This is a genomic window from Microbacterium sp. SORGH_AS_0428 (genome assembly GCF_031453615.1).
Taxonomy (GTDB): domain Bacteria; phylum Actinomycetota; class Actinomycetes; order Actinomycetales; family Microbacteriaceae; genus Microbacterium.
Genome location: NZ_JAVIZT010000001.1, coordinates 133808 through 154117 on the forward strand (window position 1 = coordinate 133808; position 20310 = coordinate 154117).

Sequence of the window (20310 nt, forward strand, 5' to 3'; positions counted from 1 at the left end):
GAAGGCATGTCCGACGCATCCGATGCCGCCGGGGTCGCACCAGAGAGTGCGACACCGGGGCAGGGAGTGCCGCCGGGGCGCGATCGCGCCGGGGCGGAACGCCAGTCGTCGCCGATCCGGGCGCGACGGAACGAGTTCGAACTGCAGGTGGCGCACGCGCGCGCGGAGTTCGAAGAGGCGAACGAGCGCATCAAGCAGCGCACCGGCCGCGATCTGATCCTCGCGATCGTGATCGGTGTGGCCATCGGCGCCGTGGTTCTGGTGGCACTCGTCTTCGTGAAGTGGCCGTTCCTCATCTTCGGCGCCGGTGTCGCGCTGCTGGGGACGTTCGAGTTCGCTCGGGCGCTGCAGGCGTCGGGCCGGAAGGTCGACGTCGTCCCGCAGCTCGCGGGCGGGCTGATGATCTTGCTGTCGGCGTACTTCCTCGATCTCTGGCTCCACTGGGTGTCGCTGTTCGTCGCGGTCGTCCTCATCGTCGTGTGGCGTCTGCTCGGGCAGATGATCGCGCGGGACGGCCGACGCTACGCGGCCGTCGTCGACGACGTGCTGGCGGGCGCGCTTCTTCCCGTGTACGTGTCGTTCCTCGCGAGCCTCGCGCTGGTGCTGCTACGCCAGGATCACGGCGAGTGGTGGGTCATGGCCTTCCTCATCGTGGCGATCGCCTCCGACACGGGTGCCTACGTGACCGGTTTGACCCTCGGACGGCATCCGATGGCGCCGCGCATCAGTCCCAAGAAGACGTGGGAAGGGTTCGCGGGCGCCGCTCTCGCCGCGGTGATCGCCGGCGTGCTGCTCTCCTGGTTGATGCTCGGACTGCCCTGGTGGACAGGAATCGTCTTCGGCCTGGTGATCCTGGGCACGGCGACCGCGGGGGACCTCGGCGAATCCATGCTCAAGCGTGATCTCGGCATCAAGGACATGAGTTCCTGGCTCCCTGGTCACGGTGGCGTGCTCGATCGCCTCGACTCCATCCTCCCGTCGGCTCCCGCGGCTCTCGCTCTGTTCTACCTGCTGACACCTTTGGCGGTTTCATGACAGTCCACGACGGATCCGCGCTCGAGCAGCGAAACGACGCCGCATCGATCTCGACCTCCTCCCGTCACAACGCCTTCCCGCGTGTGCAGGGGCGGGCGAAGGGCTACGATCCCATCGCCGTGGATGCCTTCCTCTCCCGCGCGCGGGAAGCGTTCGAAGCCGACCTGCCGGAGGAGACGGCGGTTGCCGCATCCGACGTCCGCGACGTGTCGTTCGCGCTCGTGCGCGGCGGGTATGCGATCGCGCCGGTGGATGCCGCGCTCGGCCGTGTGGAGGACGCGTTCGCCGCGCAGGAGCGTCAGCGGAAGATCGCCCGGATGGGCGCGCGGGCCTGGGTGCAGCAGCAGCGTCAGGACGCGCAGGTCGTGCTCGACCGGTTGGGACGCGAGCGTCGGCACCGCTTCGAACGCGTCTCCTTCGTCCACTACGGATATCGCGTGGACGAGGTCGACCTCGTGGCCGATCGGATCGCCGGATACCTGGCGGACGGCACCGGTCTGACGGTCGAACAGGTGCGATCGGTCGCCTTCCGGATGCAGCGTGGCGGATACCGCGAGACCCAGGTGGATGCGGTCCTCGACGCCGTCGTCGAGATCATGCTGGCGGTCGGTTGAATGCCGGCGAGCGGGCCCGCATGGCGTTCTCAGGACCGAATCGTTACAATCGGGGGATCGTGACTTCCGGAGATGACACCCGAAACCCGGCGCCGCTGACCCGACGGTCCGCTCGTGCGCTGGCTGGCCCGGCGTCGGTACCCGCCTCGCGAGCGGTGACGAACGCGCGCTGGTCCCGGCGTCGCGGGGTCGTGGGAGTGTTCGCCGGCGTCGCCGCGCTGGCTTTCGCCGCCGCATCCGTCGGCCCTGCCGCGTTCGCGCTCACGGACGCTTCGCCCGCGCAGTCCGAGACGGAGACCGTCTACTCGAGCACGATCGACGACGCGCAGAGCCTCGTCGTGGCCTCGGGGGCCGTCGTGTCGCTCGATCGTGACTCCTACAGTGCGTTCGAGAAGCCCAAGCCGCCGCCCGCGCCGGAGCCGAAGGTGGCGGCGGCATCCCCCTCGACGCCGTTCTACTCGGGTGGCGGAGCGCCGTCGGAGTGGATGGCGGCGGCGGGCATCGCCGAGAGCGACTGGGGCTACGTGGACTACATCGTGTCCAAGGAGAGCGGCTGGAACCCCAACGCCACCAACCGCAGTTCCGGTGCCTGCGGCCTCGTGCAGGCTCTGCCGTGCAGCAAGGTCCCCGGCAACGGCTACGACCCGGTCGACAACCTCCGTTGGGGCACCGGATACGCCGTCGGCCGCTACGGCAGCTGGGCGGGCGCGTACGCGTTCTGGATCAACAACCACTGGTGGTGACGGTGGCGCGATCGCGTCGACGCCGCCCCGAGCACTCCGGCTCCGATGAGTCGTTCCAGCGCTTGCTGGCGGGCTTCAAGCGTACGGAGATGCGCGGCGGCCGCGAATGGACGGTGCAGCCGATCTCTGCGGTGCAGGCCGTGAAGGAGTACACCTGCCCCGGCTGTCACCGCGTCATCCCGACGGGGACGGCACACCTGGTGGTGTGGCGGGCGGACGGCGTCATGGGCGACGCCGCGGACCTCGCTGCCCGTCGGCACTGGCATTCTCACTGTTGGAAGGTGGCATGATGGCCGAGATTCGTGGAGCGAGTGTGCTCCCCGCCCGGCGTGAGGACATCGTCCTGCGCACGGCGGACGGACTCCAGCTGGTGGGGGAGTTGGCGCTTCCTCTCGAGAAGGAGCCCGTCGCCACTCTCGTGACGCTTCACCCGCTGCCCACGCACGGCGGGTTCATGGATTCCCACATCCTCCGCAAGGCCGCAGCCCGCCTTCCCGCCCTTGCGGACCTCGCCGTGATCCGCTTCAACACGCGGGGTACCTCGTCGCCGCGCGGGACGAGCGGCGGTCGCTTCGAGGAAGGCGTCGGCGAGGAGGCCGACGTCGCAGCGGCCATGGCACTCGTCGCCGATCGCGCACTGCCGCATCCGTGGTTCGTCGGTTGGTCGTTCGGCACCGAGCTGGCGCTCAAGTACGGTCGGCAGCACCCCGTCGACGGTGCGATCCTGCTCTCGCCTCCGCTGCATCGCGCCAGTGAGGAGGAGATCGCCGCCTGGCACGGTGATCCGCGTCGGCTGGTCGCGCTCATCCCCGAGTTCGACGATTACCTGCGTCCCGACGAGGCGCGTCGCCGGTTCTCATCGGTCCCCGACATGACGCTGATCCCCGTCGAGGGCGGCAAGCACCTCTGGGTGGGGGAGGCGCAGACCCGTCGGGTACTGGATGAGATCGTCGAGATCGTCAATCCCGCGGCCGCGCCCCTTCCCACGGAGTGGAACGGCCCGCACGCCTGATCAGCGCTCGTTCATGCGCGGGACGATCACCTGCCGGTAGATGATCAGGATGCTGGCGGCGACCGGGATCGCGACGAGCGCGCCGAGGAGTCCGAGCAGCGACCCGCCGGCGAGGGCGGCGATCACGACCACCGCGCCGGGGACGGCGACGGCCCGACTCATGATGCGCGGCGAGACCAGGTAGGCCTCGAGCTGCATGTAGATGACGTACCAGATGGCTGCGGTGAGCGCGGTCGTCGGCGATCCCAGCCCGGGAATGAGGCAGGTCAGGATGATGATGACCGAGCCCGTCAGCGTTCCCACGAGCGGGATGAGCGAGAAGAAGAACGCGATCACCGCGAGAACGGCCGGGAACGGTGCCTGGATGATCGTCAGGAAGATGGCACTCAACACGCCGTTGATCACACCGAGGCTGACCTGTCCCATGACGTAGTAGCCGACCGAGTCGGTGATCTGCTCGGACAGCTCGATGAATCGGGGGCGGCGCGAGGCGGGGACGAGGCTGTAGACCGCCGCCTTGAGGTTCGGCGTCGACGCGGTGAAGTAGATCGTCAGGATCAGGACGATGAAGGCGCCCGTCAGGCCACCCAGGAACGCGAGGCTCGCGTTGATGACGCCGCCGGTGATGTTCCCCCAGTTCGAGATCGCCCAGTTCTGGACGTTCGTCACCGTGTCGTCGATGCTGCTGTCCTGGATTCCCGGGAACACCGAGTGGATCCAATCCTTGACGTCCTGCCACGAGGTGCTCTGCAGGAACCGCGTGACCTCCTCGACGAGCTGGCTGACCTGGCTCACGATGATCGGGACGACCATCCACACGATGCCGGCGAAGATGGCGAGGACGCCGAGGACGGTGACGAGCACGGCCGACCAGCGCGGCAACCGTCTCCTGGTCAGCCATGCCACCACCGGTTCGAGACCGAGCGACAGGAACAGAGCCGTCCCGATGTAGAGCAGGATCGTCGACAGGGTCTGCACGCTGCCGATGAGCAGAAGCCCGAGACCGACGCCGAGCGTGCCGATGAAGGCGATGCGGAAAGGGTTGTGGAGCTTCACAGTGCCTCCTCGGCGAGCGGAACGTGCTGCACACACGATACGGGGCGCATCGCCGCGCAAGCGGGAGCGACCCCCTCTCGCGCAACACACAGGCGTCTCGGCTAGTCTCGAATGTCGGATCGTTCCGCTCCGCGGGCATGGGAGGAAGATTTCGTGCGTTTCGTCTGGGCCGTCGCGGCCTTCGTACTGGCCGCTCTGCTCATCGGGGCAGGCATCGCTCAACGGACCGTTTTCTACGGCCCGTCCACCCAGAGCGCCGAGATCCCCGCCGCCGAGGGTGCGGCGTACACCATGGTCGACGGTGCGGTCCTGACGTCGCTACCGGGCACGCAGACACTGCGCGTCTCCTCCTCCGACGGTGTCTTCGTCGCCTACGGCCGCACCGCTGACATGCGCGCCTGGCTTTCCGACCAGACGTACAACGAGGTCTCCGTCGGGCAGGACGGCGTCCTGAACGCTGCGGTGGTCGAGCCCCAGACCACCGAGACGACTGCACCCGCCGAGACAGCGGATGACGGCGGCCAGGCCTCAGCTACGACGACCGAGAACCGCAACCCCGCACAATCCGATCTCTGGCTCGCTCAGTACAGCGACGATCGGGCGGTCAGCGTTCCGCTGCAGTTGCCCGACTCGATGAGCGTGCTGATCGCCTCGGATGGGACGAAGGCCGCTCCCGCTGAGGCCAGCATCACCTGGAACATCGCGCAGACGACGCCGTGGGCCGGACCGCTCATGCTGCTGGGCGGCGTCGCGCTCGTCGCGGGCATCGTGTTGTACGTGCTGGCCATCAGACACGATCGGCGCTCCCGTGGACCGCGCCGCAAGGCGCCGCCGCCCCTGCCTGAGACGCAGCCGATCGATCTCGCCGTCGAGCCGGGTGCGAAGGGCGTGATCAGCGCCACGCCGTCGCGACGGTCCTCGCGTCGCCCGTTGCTCGCCATCCCGTTGGCGCTGGTGGGTGCGTTCGTGTTCACCGGTTGCTCTCCGGACGCGTGGCCCGATCTGGCGCCGACGCCGACGCCCTCCGGGACCGCGTCAATCGTCGACTCGGAGGACCAGCAGGCACCTGCCGTGACGGAGGCGCAGGCGCAGGCGATCCTGCAGCGCATCTCGACCACGGTCGCGTCGGCCGATGAGGCACGCGACTCGAACCTCGCCGCCACCCGTCTCGATGGAGCCGCACTGGCCGAGCGCAACACGAACTACGCGCTGCGCGGCGCCCTCGCCGACGAGGCGGCGCTGCCCCCGATTCCGGCCGGGCCCACGCAGATCATCCTGCCGCAGGCGTTCGACGAGTGGCCGCGCACCGTGATGGCCGTCGTGCAGAAGGAAGGTGCTCAAGGACCGGTCTCCACGATCATGTTCCTGACGCAGGCGGACCAGTGGGCCGACTACAAGCTGTCGTACATCGGGGATCTGCTGGGATCGGTCGAGATGCCCGATCTCGCCCCCGCGTACATCGGAGCCTCCCAGGTGCCGCCGGACTCGTCGTTCCTGACTGTCGCGCCGGACAAGCTGGCAGAGGCATACGCGGACGTGCTGAACAACGGCAAGGACAGCGCGTCCATCGCGCTGTTCGACGAGCAGACGGACCTCTTCGCCCAGAACGTCGCCGCGAACCGCCAGGAACGTCGGGACAAGTTCAACGAGACGGGAGCCTCGACCGGCACGATCGAGTTCGCGGCGCAGGCGGGCAGCCAGGCTCCGCTCGCCCTCGCGACCCTCGAGAGCGGGGCGATCGTCGCGGTCTCGGTCAACGAGGTCGACACGGTCACGCCGAACAGCGGCGACGTGGTCATCAAGCTCACCGACAATCCCACCGTTCAGGCGCTGACCGGTGTGTCGGAGTCCGCCACCGGCGTGAGCTCGACGTTCGCCGATCAGCTGTTCTTCTACGTGCCCGCGCAGGGCTCCTCAGAGAAGATCCGACTCCTCGGTTACACCTCCAACATCCTGGAAGCGAAGGTTCTGTGATGTCCGATCAGGCCCCCGGAGCCGTTCTGCGCGGCGCCGTCGATCTCTCCGCTCTGCGCAACCGGCCGGCGCCGGGTTCGGCTGCCGCTCCCTCCTCGCCGGCGTCCGGCTCTCTGGTGCAGGATGTGACCGACGCGACGTTCGGCCAGATCCTCGAGCTCTCGCGGACCGTCCCTGTCGTCGTGGACCTCTGGGCCGAATGGTGCGGGCCCTGCAAGCAGCTCAGCCCCATCCTCGAGAAGGTGGTGGGAGAACTCGCCGGTCGCCTCGTCCTGGCGAAGGTGGATGTGGACGCCAATCCGCAGATCGCGCAGGGTTTCCGTGCGCAGTCCATCCCGCTGGTGGTGGCTCTGGTCGGCGGCCAGCCCGTCCCGCTGTTCACCGGCGCCGTTCCCGAAGAGCAGGTGCGCGAGGTCTTCTCGCAGCTTCTGCAGCTCGCGGCGCAGAACGGCGTCACGGGGACGGTCGATGCCGGCACCGAGGGCGTGGCCGACGCTCCTGAGGACCCCCCGCTGCCGCCCCTGCACGCGGAGGCGTTCGCGGCGATCGAAGAGGGCGACTACGCGCGGGCGGCGTCAGCCTATGAGCGTGCGCTGGCAGAGAACCCGCGCGATGCCGACGCCCACGCCGGTCTCGGTCAGGTGCGTCTGCTGCAGCGGGTGCAGGGTGCGGACCTCCAGCAGGCCCGTGCAGCGGCCGCTGCCGCGCCCACCGACGTCGACGCGCAACTACTGGTTGCGGACCTCGACATCTCGGGCGGACACGTGGATGACGCCTTCGGACGGCTGCTCGATCTCTTCGCCGCGCTGCCGGCCGACGACCGCGCACCGGTCCGGGCGCGTCTGCTCGAGCTGTTCGGTCTCGTCGGCGACGCAGATCCCCGCGTCATCCGCGCGCGCGGACGCCTCGCCTCGCTCCTCTTCTGAGACCGAGGCGCCCGGATCGGGGGCGCGATTCGTGCTGTGGGGCGCGATACTCGCGCCCCGACGCTCCGATCGCGCCCCGAACCCGTTCTGTCACTCGGCGGGACGCAGCCAGAGCGCGCCGAGCGGCGGCAGGGTCAGGCGCGCACGCCCGGATGCGTCGGCGGTGACCGATCCGAGGTTGCCGACCCCTGAGCCTCCGAAGGCGGATGCGTCGGAGTTGAGCAACTCCTGCCAGACGCCGGCGAGGGGGAGATCCAGCTCGTAATCGTGCAGCGGCGCGCCCGAGAAGTTCGAGATCGCCACGAGAGGTCTTCCGTCGGCATCCCAGCGGACGAAGGCGGACACGTTCGGATTCCAGGTCGGCGCGCCGATTCGGGAGAACGCGGAGCCGTCCGCATCCCGCTGCCACAGGGCCGGGGTGTCGCGGTAGGTCGCGTTCAGGGCGGCGACGAAGTCGCCGAGCTCCCGATGGGCGGGCTGGTCGAGAAGCCACCACTCGAGGGAACGTGATTCGGACCACTCCGCGATCTGTCCGAACTCCTGACCCATGAACAGCAGCTGCTTTCCGGGGTGCGCCCACATGTAGGACAGGAAGAGGCGCATCCCCGCGAGCTTCTGCCAGTGATCGCCCGGCATCCGCGTGAACAGCGAGCCCTTGCCGTGCACGACCTCGTCGTGACTGATGGGGAGCACGTAGTTCTCGCTGAAGGCGTAAACGAAGGAGAAGGACAGTTCGCCCTCGTGATGCGCGCGGTAGAGCGGGTCGCGCGAGATGTAGACGAGCGAGTCGTTCATCCACCCCATGTTCCACTTGAAGCCGAAGCCGAGGCCGCCCGCGCTGGTCGGAGCGGTGACGCCCGGGTAGCTGGTGGACTCCTCCGCGATCATGGCGATGCCGGGGAACTTCTTGTAGACGGTCGCATTGGTCTCCTGCAGGAACTGGATCGCCTCCAGGTTCTCGCGGCCGCCGTAGATGTTCGGCTCCCATTCCCCGGCCTCACGCGAGTAGTCGAGGTAGAGCATGGAGGCCACCGCATCCACGCGCAGGCCGTCGACGTGGAACTCCTCGAACCAGTACAGCGCGTTGGCGACGAGGAAGTTGCGCACCTCGGCCCGGCCGTAGTCGAAGATCAGCGTGCCCCAGTCCTTGTGCTCGCCGCGTCGGGGATCGGGGTGCTCGTAGAGGGCCTCGCCGTCGAAACGGGCGAGCGCGAACTCGTCGCGCGGGAAGTGGCCCGGCACCCAGTCCATGATCACGCCGATGCCGGCGCCATGCAGCCGGTCGATGAGGTAGCGGAGGTCGTCAGGCGAGCCGAATCGGCTCGTCGGCGCGTAGTAGCCGCTCACCTGATACCCCCACGAACCGCCGAAGGGGTGCTCGGCGAGGGGGAGGAACTCGACGTGCGTGAACCCCTGAGCGCTCACGTACTCGATGAGCGGGTCGGCGGCATCGCGGTAGCCGAGCCCCGGCCGCCACGAGCCGAGGTGCAGTTCGTACACCGACATCGGACGCTCGAGCGGCTGGCTGGCGGCGCGCTCGGCGATCCACGCATCGTCGCCCCATTCGTAGGCCGACGCGGTGACCACGGATGCCGTCGCCGGCGGCAGCTCGGCCCGGCGCGCCATCGGGTCCGCCTTGAGGATCCACCGTCCGTCGCGCGTGAGGAGCTCGTACTTGTAGGTGCTGTCCGCGCCGACGCCCGGGACGAAGAGCTCCCACACCCCGCTCGCGCCCATCGACCGCATGCTGTGCGACTGGCCGTCCCAGCCGTTGAAGTCGGCGGCGACGCGGACGGCCTGGGCGTGGGGTGCCCAGACGGCGAACGAGGTGCCCGCCACGCCCTCGTGCTCGCGCACGTGGGAGCCGAGCACCTGCCACAGCTGCTCGTGGCGTCCCTCGCGGATGAGGTGCAGGTCGAGCTCGCCGATGGTCGGCGAGAACCGGTAGGGGTCGTCTGCGGTGTACGCGGTGGAGCCCTCATAGGTCGCGGTGATCCGGTACGCGCCCGCGTCGCCGCGGTACGCGCCCTCCCAGATGCCCGCGCGGACGTGTTCGAGCGCGACTTCGCGGCCATCCGCGAAGACGGCCGTGACGGACGCGGCCAATGGCCGCCGTGCGCGGATCACTCCACCCGCGGTGCCGTCGGGGTGCAGCCCCAGCACGTCGTGCGGGGCGTAGTAGGAGCCGGTGGCGACGGTGTCGAGCACCCGGGGTTCGATGACGCTCATGCGAGGCCCTTCACGTGCAGGATGTGTGCCGGCTCGCGGAACGCGTCCAGTCGCACATAGTTGTGGTCGGTCCAGGTCCAGGTGGCGCCCGTGACGAGGTCTTCGACGATGTACGGCGTCCCCGCCGGGATGCCCCATGCCGCGGTGTCCAGATGCACGGTCGTCTCACGCGCGGAGTGCGGATCGACGTTCACCACGACGATGATCGTGTCGCTCTCGCCGCTCTCGCTGAGGGCGCCCGCGAGGTGCTTCGTGTACACCAGGATCGCGTCGTCGTCGCTGTGCTGGATCTGGAGGTTGCGCAGCTGGCGCAGCGCCGGATGCTCGCGGCGGATCCGGTTGAGGAGGGTGAGGTACGGGGCGAGGGAGTCGCCGTCGGCCTCGGCCTGCTGCCAGTCGCGGAGCTTGTACTCGTACTTCTCGTTGTCGATGTTCTCCTCGCTGCCCGGGCGCGCGACGTTCTCGAACAGCTCGTAGCCGGCGTAGACGCCGTAGGTCGGCGCTGCGGTCGCCGCGATCGTCGCGCGGATGCGGTAGGCCGCGCGCCCTCCGTACTGGAGGTACTCGGTGAGGATGTCGGGGGTGTTGACGAAGAGGTTGGGGCGCAGGTAGTCGTCGGTCTCGTGGGCGAGCGAGTCGAGGAACTCCTCGAGCTCCGTCTTCGAGTTGCGCCACGTGAAGTACGTGTAGCTCTGCTGGAAGCCCGCCTGCGCGAGCCCGCGCAGGGGAGTGGGCCGGGTGAAGGCCTCCGCCAGGAAGACCACGTCGGGCGCCTCGTCACGGACCGTGCGGATGAGCCACTCCCAGAACTGCAGGGGCTTGGTATGGGGATTGTCGACGCGGAAGATCTTCACGCCCTGGGCGATCCAGTGGCGCACGATCCGCAGCACCTCGGCCCTGATGCCCGCGGGGTCGTTGTCGAAATTGACGGGGTAGATGTCCTGATACTTCTTCGGCGGGTTCTCCGCGTAGGCGATGGTTCCGTCGGGAAGGGTCGTGAACCACTCCGGGTGCTCCGTCACCCAGGGGTGGTCCGGAGACGCCTGCAAGGCCAGATCGAGCGCGATCTCGATGCCGGCGGATGCGGCGGCGGACACGAAGGCGCGGAAGTCGTCCAGCGAGCCGAGTTCGGGATGGACGGCATCGTGGCCGCCCTCCGGGGCACCGATCGCCCAGGGCGATCCGGGGTCGGCGGGGCCGGCGTTCAGCGTGTTGTTCGGGCCCTTGCGGTGCGTGCGGCCGATGGGATGGATCGGCGGCAGGTAGAGCACGTCGAACCCCATCGCCGCAACGCCGGGGAGACGGTCCGCAGCGGTACGGAAGGTGCCCGGCTCGATGGTCCCGTCGGCGCGTCGCCGCGCTCCCTCGGACCGGGGGAAGAACTCGTACCATGCGCCGACGCCTGCCCGTTCGCGCTCCACAAGGAGGTCGTGCGTCGCTCCGACGGTCCAGAGCTCGCCGAGCGGGCGGGCGGTGAAGGCCGCGGCGACGCGGTCGTCGTGGACGATCGCGAGGGAGGCGTCCGCGTCGGTGCCGCTCGCGCGCAGAAGCGCAGCCTGTTCTGTCAGCAGACGCCGTTCGGCGGCAGGGCGATCCTTCTCGGCAGCGGCCTCGTCGAACAGGCGCGCGCCGATCTCGCGCACGAGCGCCACATCCACGCCTGCGGGGATCTTCAGCTCGGCCGCATGACGCCAGGTGGCGTACCGGTCGGCGAATGCCTCGAAGCGGAAGGACCACGTGCCCTGCGCGAGCAGTGTCACCAAGACGCCCCACGTGTCCAAGCCGTCCTCGTGGGCGTCGAGCCGGTGCAGCGACTCGCTGCCGTCGGGCGCGGTCAGTCGCAGCTGCACTCCGATGAGATCGTGGCCCTCCCGGAACGCGCGCACGCGGAACGGGACGACCTCGCCGGCGAAGGCGGAAGGGTCGAAGCGCGCATCGGGCGTCGACGGTCGTTCCGCGCTGAGCGGGATGCGGCCGGTCAGCGTGTCTGAGGGCGCGGGCGCTACGACCGTGCGCAGCGGGATCTCGGCACCGCTTCGTTGAGTGCGGACGGGGAGCGATCGTGTCGGAGTGGCCACACAGCGAACCTATCGCGGGCGGGTGCGGCAGGACAGGCGTGACGCGGGCGGTGCGAACGTGCTATTCGGCGCGGAACAGATGCATCGAGGTCGGGGGAGTGGGAACGACGTCGCCGGGTGAGAGGACGGGAGCCTCCCTCGAGGGCGACTCCTCTGCACTGGACCAGAGCGACACGTAGCGGCTGACTCCCTCGATGACGGGAAGGCGCACATCCACCGGCGTCTCGTTGCCGTGGACGATGAGCAGGATGCGGTTGAACTCCTCGAACTCCGGGGTCGACGCCGCGACGTACTGGAGCGTGCGGTGCGCGGGATCGTTCCATCGCTCGCCCGACATGGTCTCGCCGCGCTCGTCGTACCACTCCATGACGGACGCGGACGGCGTCTCTTCGTCGAGGCGGGCGAAGCGGATCGGGCGCAGCGCCGGATTCTCCGCGCGCAGCTCGATCAGACGCCGTACGTGCGCGAAGAGCTCCTGCTGCCACGGGCGATGCTCCCACGACAGCCAGGTCAGAGCCGAGTCGTGGCAGTAGGCGTTGTTGTTGCCGCGCTGGGTCCGGCCGAACTCGTCGCCTGCGGTGATCATCGGGATCCCCGCCGACAGCAGGAGCGTGCCCATGAGGTTGCGCATCGCCTTCCGGCGGGTGGCGAGGATCCGCTCGTCGTCGGTCGCTCCCTCCGCGCCGTGGTTGAAGGACCGGTTCGTGTCGGCGCCGTCACGGTTGTGCTCGCCGTTGCCGAGATTGTGCTTGACGTCGTACGAGACGAGGTCGTTGAGGGTGAATCCGTCGTGGGCGGTGACGAAGTTGATCGACGCCAGCGGACCCCGCTCGGCGCTGAACGTGTTGGAGGAGCCCGCCAGCCGCGTGGCGAATCCACCGATGCCGACGGGCGCCGTGGAGGCGCGGCGCGCATAGTCGACGTCCGAGAGCCAGAAGTTGCGTACGCGGTCGCGGTACCGGTCGTTCCACTCGTGCCAGCCGTCGCCGAAGTTGCCGGTCTGCCACCCGCCCATGCCCACGTCCCACGGCTCGGCGATCTTCTTCGTGTCGGCGAGCTCCGGGTCCTCGGCGATGGCCCGCAGGACGGGATGATCCGGCGTGAAGCGGTGCTGATCGTCGCGCCCGAGCGTGGTGGCCAGATCGAACCGGAAACCGTCGATCTGCACATCGCGCGCCCAATAGCGCAGCGAATCCAGCACGAGTCGCGCGCCCGCATCCGTCGCCGTGTTGACGGAGTTTCCGCATCCGGTGACGTCGATGTACGTGCCGTCGTCCTGCTGGCGGTAGTAGGCGCGGTTGTCGAGACCACGCAGGCTCGAGTGCGGTCCGCCGATGCCCTCCTCCGCGGTGTGGTTGTAGACGACGTCGAGGACGACCTCGAGACCGGCCTGGTGCAGGAGCTTGACCATCCCCTTGACCTCGCGGAGAACCGCATCCGGTCCCTCGCGGCGCGCCTGGTCGGTCGCGTAGGCGGCGTGCGGTGCGAAGAAGCCGAGGGTGTTGTACCCCCAGTAGTTGTCGAGCCCCAGCTGCAGCAGGCGAGGCTCAGAGGCGAACGCATGGATGGGCAGCAACTCGATCGTCGTGACGCCCAGGTCGAGGAAGTGCTCGATCATGGCGGGATGGGCGAGCCCCGCGTAGGTGCCGTGCAGCGCTGCGGGGACACCGGGATGCCGCTTGGTCATGCCCTTGACGTGCGCCTCGTAGATCACCGTCCGATCCAGCGGGACGGCGGGCTTGCGCACCTCGCCCCAGTCGAAACCGCGATCGACGACGACCGAACGCCGGTCGCCGAAGCCGCCGCTCACGATGCCGCGGGCGTACGGATCGAGCAGCAGCGTCTGCGGATTGAAGATATTGCCGGCCCCGAACGGACCCGCGGCACGCAGCGCGTAGCGTGCGCCGGCGACGAGGAGCTCGGAGGTGATCTCCCACACCCCTCGCTCGAGACGCTGCATCGGCAGGATCGCCGTCGCCCAGTCGAGATCGTCGGCGTCGAAGATCACCACATCGAGGGAGTCGGCAGCCTGCGAGAAGACACGCAGAGTGCCGCCGTTCTCGTGCAGGCGCACGCCGAGGTTCTCCAGAGCGGGATCGAGGACCTGCGAGAGCGCGGGAGCTGAGGTCGTTGTCGGGCTGACCATGCCCACAACCCTAGCCATCGGCGCATGACGAACTGATGACGCCCGGGGACCCCGCGCGTGCGACAGTGGACGGGTGCACATCTATCTGGACCATGCGGCGTCGAGTCCGCTGCGTCCCGAGGCACGTGAGGCCTGGCTCGACGCGGCGACCACGACGGGGAACGCGTCTTCCGTGCACGGCGGGGGACAGGCGGCGCGGCGCGTGCTGGAGGACGCGCGAGAAAGACTCGCGGCGGTCGTCGACGCGGATCCCATCGAGGTCGTCTTCACCTCGGGCGGAACCGAGGCCGTGAACCTCGCGATCAAGGGCATGTGGGCCGCCCGCGCCGCCGGCGCGGAGGCGGTCGTACTCCCGGACGGCGAGCACCACGCGACGATCGATTCGGTCGCCGCTCTCGTCGATGCGCAGCACGCCGAGGTGCGATCCGTGCGACTGGACCCGCACGGCGCGATCGAGCTCGACGGCTTCGCGTCGGCCCTCGGCGGCGCCGCGTTCGCGACGGCGCTGGTCGCCAACAACGAGGTCGGCACCCTGTCCGATGCGGCAGGGCTGGCCGCACGCGCCGCGTCCGCCGAGGTGCCGCTGCATCTGGATGCCGTGGCGGCGTTCGGCCAGGTGCCCGTCGATTTCCGGCGGTGGCGGGGTGATGCCCCGGCGGGCGTCGGCCTGGTGGCGATGAGCCTGTCGGCGCACAAGGTCGGCGGGCCGGTGGGCACGGGCGCTCTCGTGAGCGCTCGCTCCGCGCGCATCGGCGCCCAGATGCACGGGGGCGCGCAGCAGCGAGGCCTGAGGGCCGGAACGCAGGACATCGCGGGGGCTGCGGCCTTCGCCGTGGCGGCGGAGCTCGCGGCGGCCGAGCGCGATGCGGAGGCCGTGCGCCTCGGCGCACTGCGCGACGAGCTGGTGAGGCGGGCGTGTGCGGCGGTTCCGGGACTCGAGCTGCTCGGCGATCCGGTGCACCGCCTCCCCGGCAACGCACATCTGCTCGTGCCGGGTGCGCTCGGGGAGACGCTCCTGTTCCTCCTCGACACCCGGGGCATCGCGGTCTCGACGGGTTCCGCGTGTCAGGCGGGCATCCCCGAGCCGTCGCACGTCGTGCGCGCGCTCGGGCGTGACGAGGATGCGGCGCGCTCGGTGCTGCGGATCACTCTGGGCCGCACGACGACCCCGGACGACGTCGACGCCTTCCTCGCGGCCCTGCCCTGGGCAGTCGAACGCGCGCGCGCTGCCGGAGCCCGCACCGCCTCGCCCTCGTAGACTGGAACGATGCGGATCCTGGCGGCGATGAGCGGTGGCGTCGATTCTGCCGTGGCCGCGGCGCGCGCCGTCGACGCCGGACACGAGGTCGTGGGAGTCCACCTCGCCCTGTCCCGCGCGGGCGGAACGCTGCGCACGGGCAGCCGGGGCTGCTGCACGATCGAAGATGCCATGGATGCCCGCCGCGCGGCGGACAAGCTCGGCATCCCCTTCTACGTCTGGGACTTCTCGGAGCGCTTCCGCGACGACGTGATCGAGGATTTCGTCGCGGAGTACCGGGCCGGTCGTACGCCGAACCCGTGCATGCGCTGCAACGAGAGGATCAAGTTCGCCGCGTTGCTGGAGCGTGCTCTCGAGCTGGGCTTCGACGCCGTCTGCACCGGGCACTACGCGTTGCTCGTCGACGGCCCCGACGGGCGAGAGCTGCACCGGGCGAGCGACCAGGCCAAGGATCAGTCGTACGTGCTGGGCGTGCTCACGGCCGAGCAGCTCGCGCATACCTACTTCCCGTTGGGCGACACCCCGTCGAAGGCGCTCGTACGTGCGGAGGCGGCCGAGCGCGGCCTGACGGTCGCCCAGAAGCCCGACAGCCACGACATCTGCTTCATCCCCGACGGTGACACCCGGGGCTGGCTCGCCGAGCGCGTGGGCGCCGAGCGGGGTGACATCCTCGATCGCGAGGGTGCCGTCGTCGGACGCCACGACGGGGCCCATGCGTTCACCGTGGGGCAGCGTCGCGGGCTGCAGCTCGGCGTCCCCGCATCCGATGGCAAGCCGAGGTTCGTGCTCGAAGTGCGTCCGGTGAGCAACACCGTGGTGGTGGGGCCGAAGGAGGCGCTGGCGACGGCCGAGATCGCCGGCGCGCGCTTCAGCTGGGCAGGCTCGGCGCCGACCGAGTCCGCGTTCTCCTGCGAGGTCCAGATACGCGCCCACGCCGATCCGGTCGCTGCCCATGCCGACGTCACGCACGAGGGCGTCGTCGTGCGCCCGGCGGAGCCGTTCGACGGTGTCGCACCCGGTCAGACGGCTGTTCTCTATGTGGGCACGCGCGTGCTCGGCCAGTTCACCGTGGACCGCACGGTCTCGGCCGTCCCGGTCGACTCCGTCGCCGCATCCTAGGTGCGGGCCCGGCGCCGCGCACCGACCTGGCGGTGTCGGAGGGCGGACCTAGACTCGATCCGTGACGCAAGCCGGTGACTCGATCGACGATGACACGACCCTCGCCCAGGCCCGCGCGGAAGCGGCGGAGCTGACCGAGCGCATCCTGCGCGCCCGCGATGCGTACTACGGCGAAGACGCCGAGCTCGTCGACGACGCCACCTACGACGGCTGGCTCCGCCGGCTGGAAGAGCTGGAGCGGCTGCATCCGGAGGTGCAGACGCAGGATTCACCGACGCTCAGCGTCGGCGCGGCGTCCACCACGATGTTCGCGCCGGTCGAGCACGCCGAACGGATGCTGAGCCTGGACAACGTCTTCAGCCCGGACGAGCTTCGGGACTGGTGCGTCAAGGCACAGGGCTCCGCGGGCCGGCCGGTGCGGTGGCTGACCGAGCTGAAGATCGACGGGCTCGCGATCAGCCTTCGCTATGAGAACGGGGTGCTCACCTCGGCCGCCACGCGCGGCGACGGGCGCATCGGCGAGGACGTCACCGTCAATGCGCTGCGCGTCCATGGCATCCCCGAACGCCTGAGCGGGACCGGCCATCCTCCGCTTGTCGAGGTGCGCGGCGAGGTCTTCATCCCGGTCGCGGCCTTCGAGGAGCTCAACGCCCTGCAGGCGCGGATGCGGGAACGCATCATCGACCAGGCCCGTGAGCGGGGCAACCTCACCGAGGAGCGCGCGCGGCTGAGCGCCGACCGCCGATTCCCTGCGTTCGCCAACCCGCGCAATGCCGCCAGCGGCGGACTGCGCCAACAGCTCGACAAGAAGGACGGCCTCGAGCTGGAGGCCGGCCGGGCGCGTCTGGCCTCGCTGCGGCTGTTCGTGCACGGCATCGGCGCGTGGACCGCGCCTCCGGTCGCCTCCCAGAGCGAGATCTACGACCTGCTCGCAGATTGGGGACTGCCGACGAGTCCCTACTACAAGACCTTCGACGACATCGACGGCGTCCTCGGATTCGTGGCGCACTACGGCGAGCATCGTCACGATGTGGAGCACGAGCTCGACGGCATCGTCGTCAAGGTGGACGAGCTCGCGCTCCACGACGAGCTGGGGGCGACGAGCCGAGCACCACGCTGGGCGATCGCGTACAAGTACCCGCCCGAGCAGGTGAACACCCGTCTTCTCGACATCGTCGTCTCGGTCGGGCGCACGGGGCGGGCGACCCCGTTCGCCGTCATGGCTCCGGCACGTGTCGCGGGCTCCGTCGTGCGGCAGGCCACGTTGCACAACCAGGATGTCGTCAAGGTCAAGGGCGTGCTGATCGGCGACATGGTCGTGCTGCGCAAGGCCGGTGACGTGATCCCCGAGGTGCTCGGGCCGGTGGTCGAGCTCCGCGACGGCTCGGAGCGCGCGTTCGTGATGCCGAAAGACTGTCCCGTGTGCGGCACTCCGCTCGCACCCGCGAAGGAAGGCGACGTCGATCTTCGCTGCCCGAACGCCCGCTCGTGTCCCGCGCAGGTGCGCGGTCGGGTCGAGCACATCGGTTCACGCGGCGCGCTCGACATCGAGGCGCTCGGCGAGGTGACCGCGGCGGCACTGACGCAGGCGGAGGGCGACGCGCGCGCGCCACTGGACACGGAGGCGGGGCTGTTCGATCTGACTCTCGACGAACTCGTTCCGATCGAGGTCGTCGTCCGAGATGCCGAGACCGGTGAGCCGAAGCTGGACGACGCGACCGGCGAGCCGGTGCGTCGCGCGCCGTTCCGCCGGAATCCGACGCCCGCAGAGCGCAAGTCCGGACTGCTGATCCCGCAGCCGTCAGCCCAGGCGCTGACTCTGCTGGACGAGCTCGAGAAGGCGAAGACGAAGGAGCTGTGGCGTTTCCTCGTCGCCCTCAACATCCGTCATGTGGGACCGGTGGCGGCTCGGGCGCTGGCACAGTGGTTCGGATCCGTCTCGGCGATCCGATCCGCGGGCCGCGAGGAGCTGGCTGCCGTCGAGGGTGTGGGTGGGATCATCGCGGATGCGGTCATCGCCTGGTTCGAGGTCGACTGGCACCGCGAGATCGTCGAGCGCTGGGAGGCGGCGGGAGCGCAGCTGTCCACACCCGGACACCCCGGTCCCGGCGCCGCCGTCGTCGAGGGCGGCGTGCTCGAGGGGCTGACGGTCGTGGCGACGGGCACGCTCGATGGCTACACGCGAGAGGGCGCGCAGGAGGCCATCCTGGCAGCCGGCGGGAAGGCCGGCTCCAGTGTCTCCAAGAAGACCGACTTCGTGGCGGCGGGCCCGGGCGCCGGGTCGAAGCTGGCGAAAGCCGAACAACTCGGAGTGCGCATCATCGACGCCGCCCAGTTCCGCATCCTCGTGGAGCAGGGCCCGGCGGCACTGGACGCGCTGGCACCCGATGCGGGCTGAGCCCGGTCAGCGCGTCGTCTCGGCGAGGAGGTGCTCACGCACCTGCTTGCGCAGCACCTTCCCGATGAGCGACTTCGGCAGCTCCTCGACGATGAACAGACGCCGCGGCACCTTGTAGGGCGTAAGGATCCCGCGGGCGAAGCTGCGGATCGCCTCGGTGTCGACCTCGGCGCCGGGGGCGACGACGATGGCGGCGACGACCTCTTCGCCGGCGTGCTCGTCGGGGAGGCCGACCACGGCCACATCTTCGACCTGCGGGTGCTGGCGCAGCACGTTCTCCACCTCGGTGGGTGCGACGTTGAAGCCGCCCGTGATGATGAGCTCCTTGATGCGGTCGACGATGCGCACGAAGCCGGCCTCGTCGATCGTCACGATGTCGCCCGTCCGGAACCAGCCGTCGACGAAGACCTCCTCGGTCGCCTCCGGCTTGCCGTAGTAACCCGAGAACACCTGCGGCCCGCGCACGAGCAGCTCGCCCGCGGCGCCGGGAGTGACGTCGACCCGAGGGTTCTCCGGGTCGACGACGCGGCACTCCGTGCCTGGCAGCGGAAGCCCCACGGTGCCGGGCACCCTGTTCTCGGCAACGGGGTTGGCCATCAGTACGGGGGAGCACTCACTGAGACCGTAGCCCTCGACCAGGTATCCGCCGGTCGCCTTCTCGAACGGTACGACGAGCTCGTGCGGGAGCGCCATGGCTCCGGAGATCGCGATCCGGGTCCCCGCGAGCGAGACCCCCTTCGCCTGTGCCGCCCGCAGCAGCCGGTCGGCGATGGGCGGAACCAGCGGCAGGAAAGTCGCGGGGTGCTTCTTCGTCACGGCGAGGACCATGTCGGGGTCGAAGCGCGGGAACAGCACGAGCCGCGCGCCCATCGACATGGCGAAGGTGAGACAGAGGGTGAGCCCGTAGGCGTGGAACATCGGCAGCACGGCATAGACGACGCACCCCTCGCCGCGGTGGATCGAGGGCACCCACGCCCTCGACTGCGCCGCGTTGGCGAGCAGGTTCCGGTGCGTGAGTCTGGCGCCCTTCGGTGTGCCGGTGGTGCCGCTCGTGTACTGGATGATGGCGAGATCGTCCGACGTCGGAGCGGGATGCGAGGCCGGAAGCGGCTCGCTGCGCAGCAACTGGTCCCAGTCGATACCGCCGCGGACCTTCGCGTGCAGCGCGGCGCGGGACTCGCGGGCCTTGGCGATGGGCAGGCGGAGCGCGGCGCGGGTCGTGAAGGGCATCGCGCGCGTCAGATCCACCGTCACGAGCGTCGAGACGCGGACATCCTTGGGGAACGCCTGCACGGTGGCCGCGACCTTGCTCCAGACGATGGCGTGCTTGGCCCCGTGATCCTCGAACTGCTTACGCAGCTCGCGCGCCGTGTAGAGCGGGTTGTGCTCGACGACGACGGCACCGAGGCGCAGGACGGCGTAGAAGGCGATGATGTGCTGCGGGCAGTTGGGCAGGACGATCGCGACGGGGTCGCCCCGGCGGACGCCCTGCGCGTGGAGTCCGGCGGCCGCGCGGGAGATGGCCCGGTCGAGCTCTCGGTACGTGGTCTCTCGCCCGAAGAACTGCAGTGCGACGGCATCCGGATACTCGTCTGCCGAGGCCTGCACGATGTCCACGAGGGAGCCCGAGACCGGTTCGAGGTCGTCGGGTACTCCGTCGGCGTAGCTGCGGACCCAGGGGCGGGGAGGATCGAAGGTCGTCACCCGGCACAGCCTACGGGC

Annotated in this window: 15 protein-coding genes; 10 read left to right on the top strand and 5 right to left on the bottom strand. The window is 69.6% G+C overall.

Features of this window, described 5'->3' with window-relative positions; genetic code table 11:
* Positions 1-6 precede the first annotated feature (6 nt).
* From QE374_RS00700 to QE374_RS00720, 5 genes are read left to right on the top strand one after another with little or no spacing between them, the layout of a single operon-like run.
* Positions 7-1035, top strand: a complete 1029-nt coding sequence (locus tag QE374_RS00700; RefSeq protein ID WP_309731318.1) for a phosphatidate cytidylyltransferase — start codon at positions 7-9, stop codon at positions 1033-1035.
* Positions 1032-1649, top strand: a complete 618-nt coding sequence (locus tag QE374_RS00705; protein WP_309731320.1) for a DivIVA domain-containing protein — start codon at positions 1032-1034, stop codon at positions 1647-1649. The genes QE374_RS00700 and QE374_RS00705 overlap by 4 nt, the downstream gene beginning before the upstream one ends.
* Positions 1650-1708: 59 nt before the next feature.
* On the top strand, positions 1709-2392 hold the full coding sequence (locus QE374_RS00710; protein WP_309731322.1) for a transglycosylase SLT domain-containing protein: 684 nt from the start codon (positions 1709-1711) through the stop codon (positions 2390-2392).
* Between the two features lie 2 nt (positions 2393-2394).
* A complete protein-coding gene (locus tag QE374_RS00715; RefSeq protein WP_309736547.1) occupies positions 2395-2682 on the top strand; it encodes a hypothetical protein in 288 nt (95 codons plus the stop codon).
* Positions 2679-3404 (top strand): alpha/beta hydrolase, encoded by a 726-nt coding sequence (locus QE374_RS00720; protein WP_309731324.1) that lies wholly within the window; start codon positions 2679-2681, stop codon positions 3402-3404. The genes QE374_RS00715 and QE374_RS00720 overlap by 4 nt, the downstream gene beginning before the upstream one ends.
* Here the strand turns inward: QE374_RS00720 and QE374_RS00725 are convergent, their stop codons facing one another.
* Positions 3405-4460 (bottom strand): AI-2E family transporter, encoded by a 1056-nt coding sequence (locus QE374_RS00725; RefSeq protein ID WP_309731325.1) that lies wholly within the window; start codon positions 4458-4460, stop codon positions 3405-3407. It lies immediately after the preceding gene.
* A gap of 153 nt (positions 4461-4613) precedes the next feature.
* Between QE374_RS00725 and QE374_RS00730 the strand changes: the two genes are divergently transcribed.
* Positions 4614-6434 (top strand): glycosyl transferase, encoded by a 1821-nt coding sequence (locus QE374_RS00730; RefSeq protein ID WP_309731327.1) that lies wholly within the window; start codon positions 4614-4616, stop codon positions 6432-6434.
* Positions 6434-7360, top strand: coding sequence for a tetratricopeptide repeat protein (locus QE374_RS00735; protein ID WP_309731328.1), 927 nt, complete (start codon positions 6434-6436; stop codon positions 7358-7360). The genes QE374_RS00730 and QE374_RS00735 overlap by 1 nt, the downstream gene beginning before the upstream one ends.
* A 90-nt stretch (positions 7361-7450) precedes the next feature.
* Here QE374_RS00735 and glgB read toward each other — a convergent pair whose 3' ends face one another.
* The 3 genes from glgB to glgX form a co-directional block, all read right to left on the bottom strand.
* Positions 7451-9589, bottom strand: coding sequence for a 1,4-alpha-glucan branching protein GlgB (glgB, locus tag QE374_RS00740; RefSeq protein ID WP_309731330.1), 2139 nt, complete (start codon positions 9587-9589; stop codon positions 7451-7453).
* Positions 9586-11667 carry a maltotransferase domain-containing protein gene (locus QE374_RS00745; RefSeq protein WP_396653300.1) on the bottom strand — a complete coding sequence of 694 codons (2082 nt, stop codon included), beginning with the start codon at positions 11665-11667 and terminating at the stop codon, positions 9586-9588. The genes glgB and QE374_RS00745 overlap by 4 nt, the downstream gene beginning before the upstream one ends.
* 61 nt (positions 11668-11728) lie before the next feature.
* Entirely contained in the window at positions 11729-13813 is a 2085-nt protein-coding gene (gene glgX, locus QE374_RS00750) for a glycogen debranching protein GlgX (protein ID WP_309731332.1), read from the bottom strand.
* Positions 13814-13886: 73 nt separating this feature from the next.
* Here glgX and QE374_RS00755 point away from each other — a divergent pair, with 73 nt between their 5' ends.
* The 3 genes from QE374_RS00755 (at position 13887) to ligA (ending at position 18588) form a co-directional block, all read left to right on the top strand.
* Positions 13887-15071 (top strand): cysteine desulfurase family protein, encoded by a 1185-nt coding sequence (locus QE374_RS00755; RefSeq protein ID WP_309731334.1) that lies wholly within the window; start codon positions 13887-13889, stop codon positions 15069-15071.
* Between the two features lie 9 nt (positions 15072-15080).
* Complete coding sequence (gene mnmA, locus QE374_RS00760; RefSeq protein ID WP_309731336.1) at positions 15081-16190, top strand: tRNA 2-thiouridine(34) synthase MnmA; 1110 nt, start codon at positions 15081-15083, stop codon at positions 16188-16190.
* 61 nt (positions 16191-16251) lie between these two features.
* Positions 16252-18588, top strand: a complete 2337-nt coding sequence (gene ligA / locus QE374_RS00765; RefSeq protein ID WP_396653302.1) for an NAD-dependent DNA ligase LigA — start codon at positions 16252-16254, stop codon at positions 18586-18588.
* Between the two features lie 6 nt (positions 18589-18594).
* Here ligA and QE374_RS00770 read toward each other — a convergent pair whose 3' ends face one another.
* Complete coding sequence (locus QE374_RS00770) at positions 18595-20292, bottom strand: long-chain-fatty-acid--CoA ligase (protein ID WP_309731338.1); 1698 nt, start codon at positions 20290-20292, stop codon at positions 18595-18597.
* Positions 20293-20310: the final 18 nt, after the last annotated feature.

Bases quoted from the DNA above. Each gene is read 5' to 3' on its own strand.
- QE374_RS00705 (WP_309731320.1), top strand. From the start codon at position 1,032: ATGACAGTCCACGACGGATCCGCGCTCGAGCAGCGAAACGACGCCGCA.
- mnmA (WP_309731336.1), top strand. From the start codon at position 15,081: ATGCGGATCCTGGCGGCGATGAGCGGTGGCGTCGATTCTGCCGTGGCC.
- QE374_RS00700 (WP_309731318.1), top strand. From the start codon at position 7: ATGTCCGACGCATCCGATGCCGCCGGGGTCGCACCAGAGAGTGCGACA.
- glgX (WP_309731332.1), bottom strand. From the start codon at position 13,813: ATGGTCAGCCCGACAACGACCTCAGCTCCCGCGCTCTCGCAGGTCCTC.
- QE374_RS00735 (WP_309731328.1), top strand. From the start codon at position 6,434: ATGTCCGATCAGGCCCCCGGAGCCGTTCTGCGCGGCGCCGTCGATCTC.
- glgB (WP_309731330.1), bottom strand. From the start codon at position 9,589: ATGAGCGTCATCGAACCCCGGGTGCTCGACACCGTCGCCACCGGCTCC.
- QE374_RS00720 (WP_309731324.1), top strand. From the start codon at position 2,679: ATGATGGCCGAGATTCGTGGAGCGAGTGTGCTCCCCGCCCGGCGTGAG.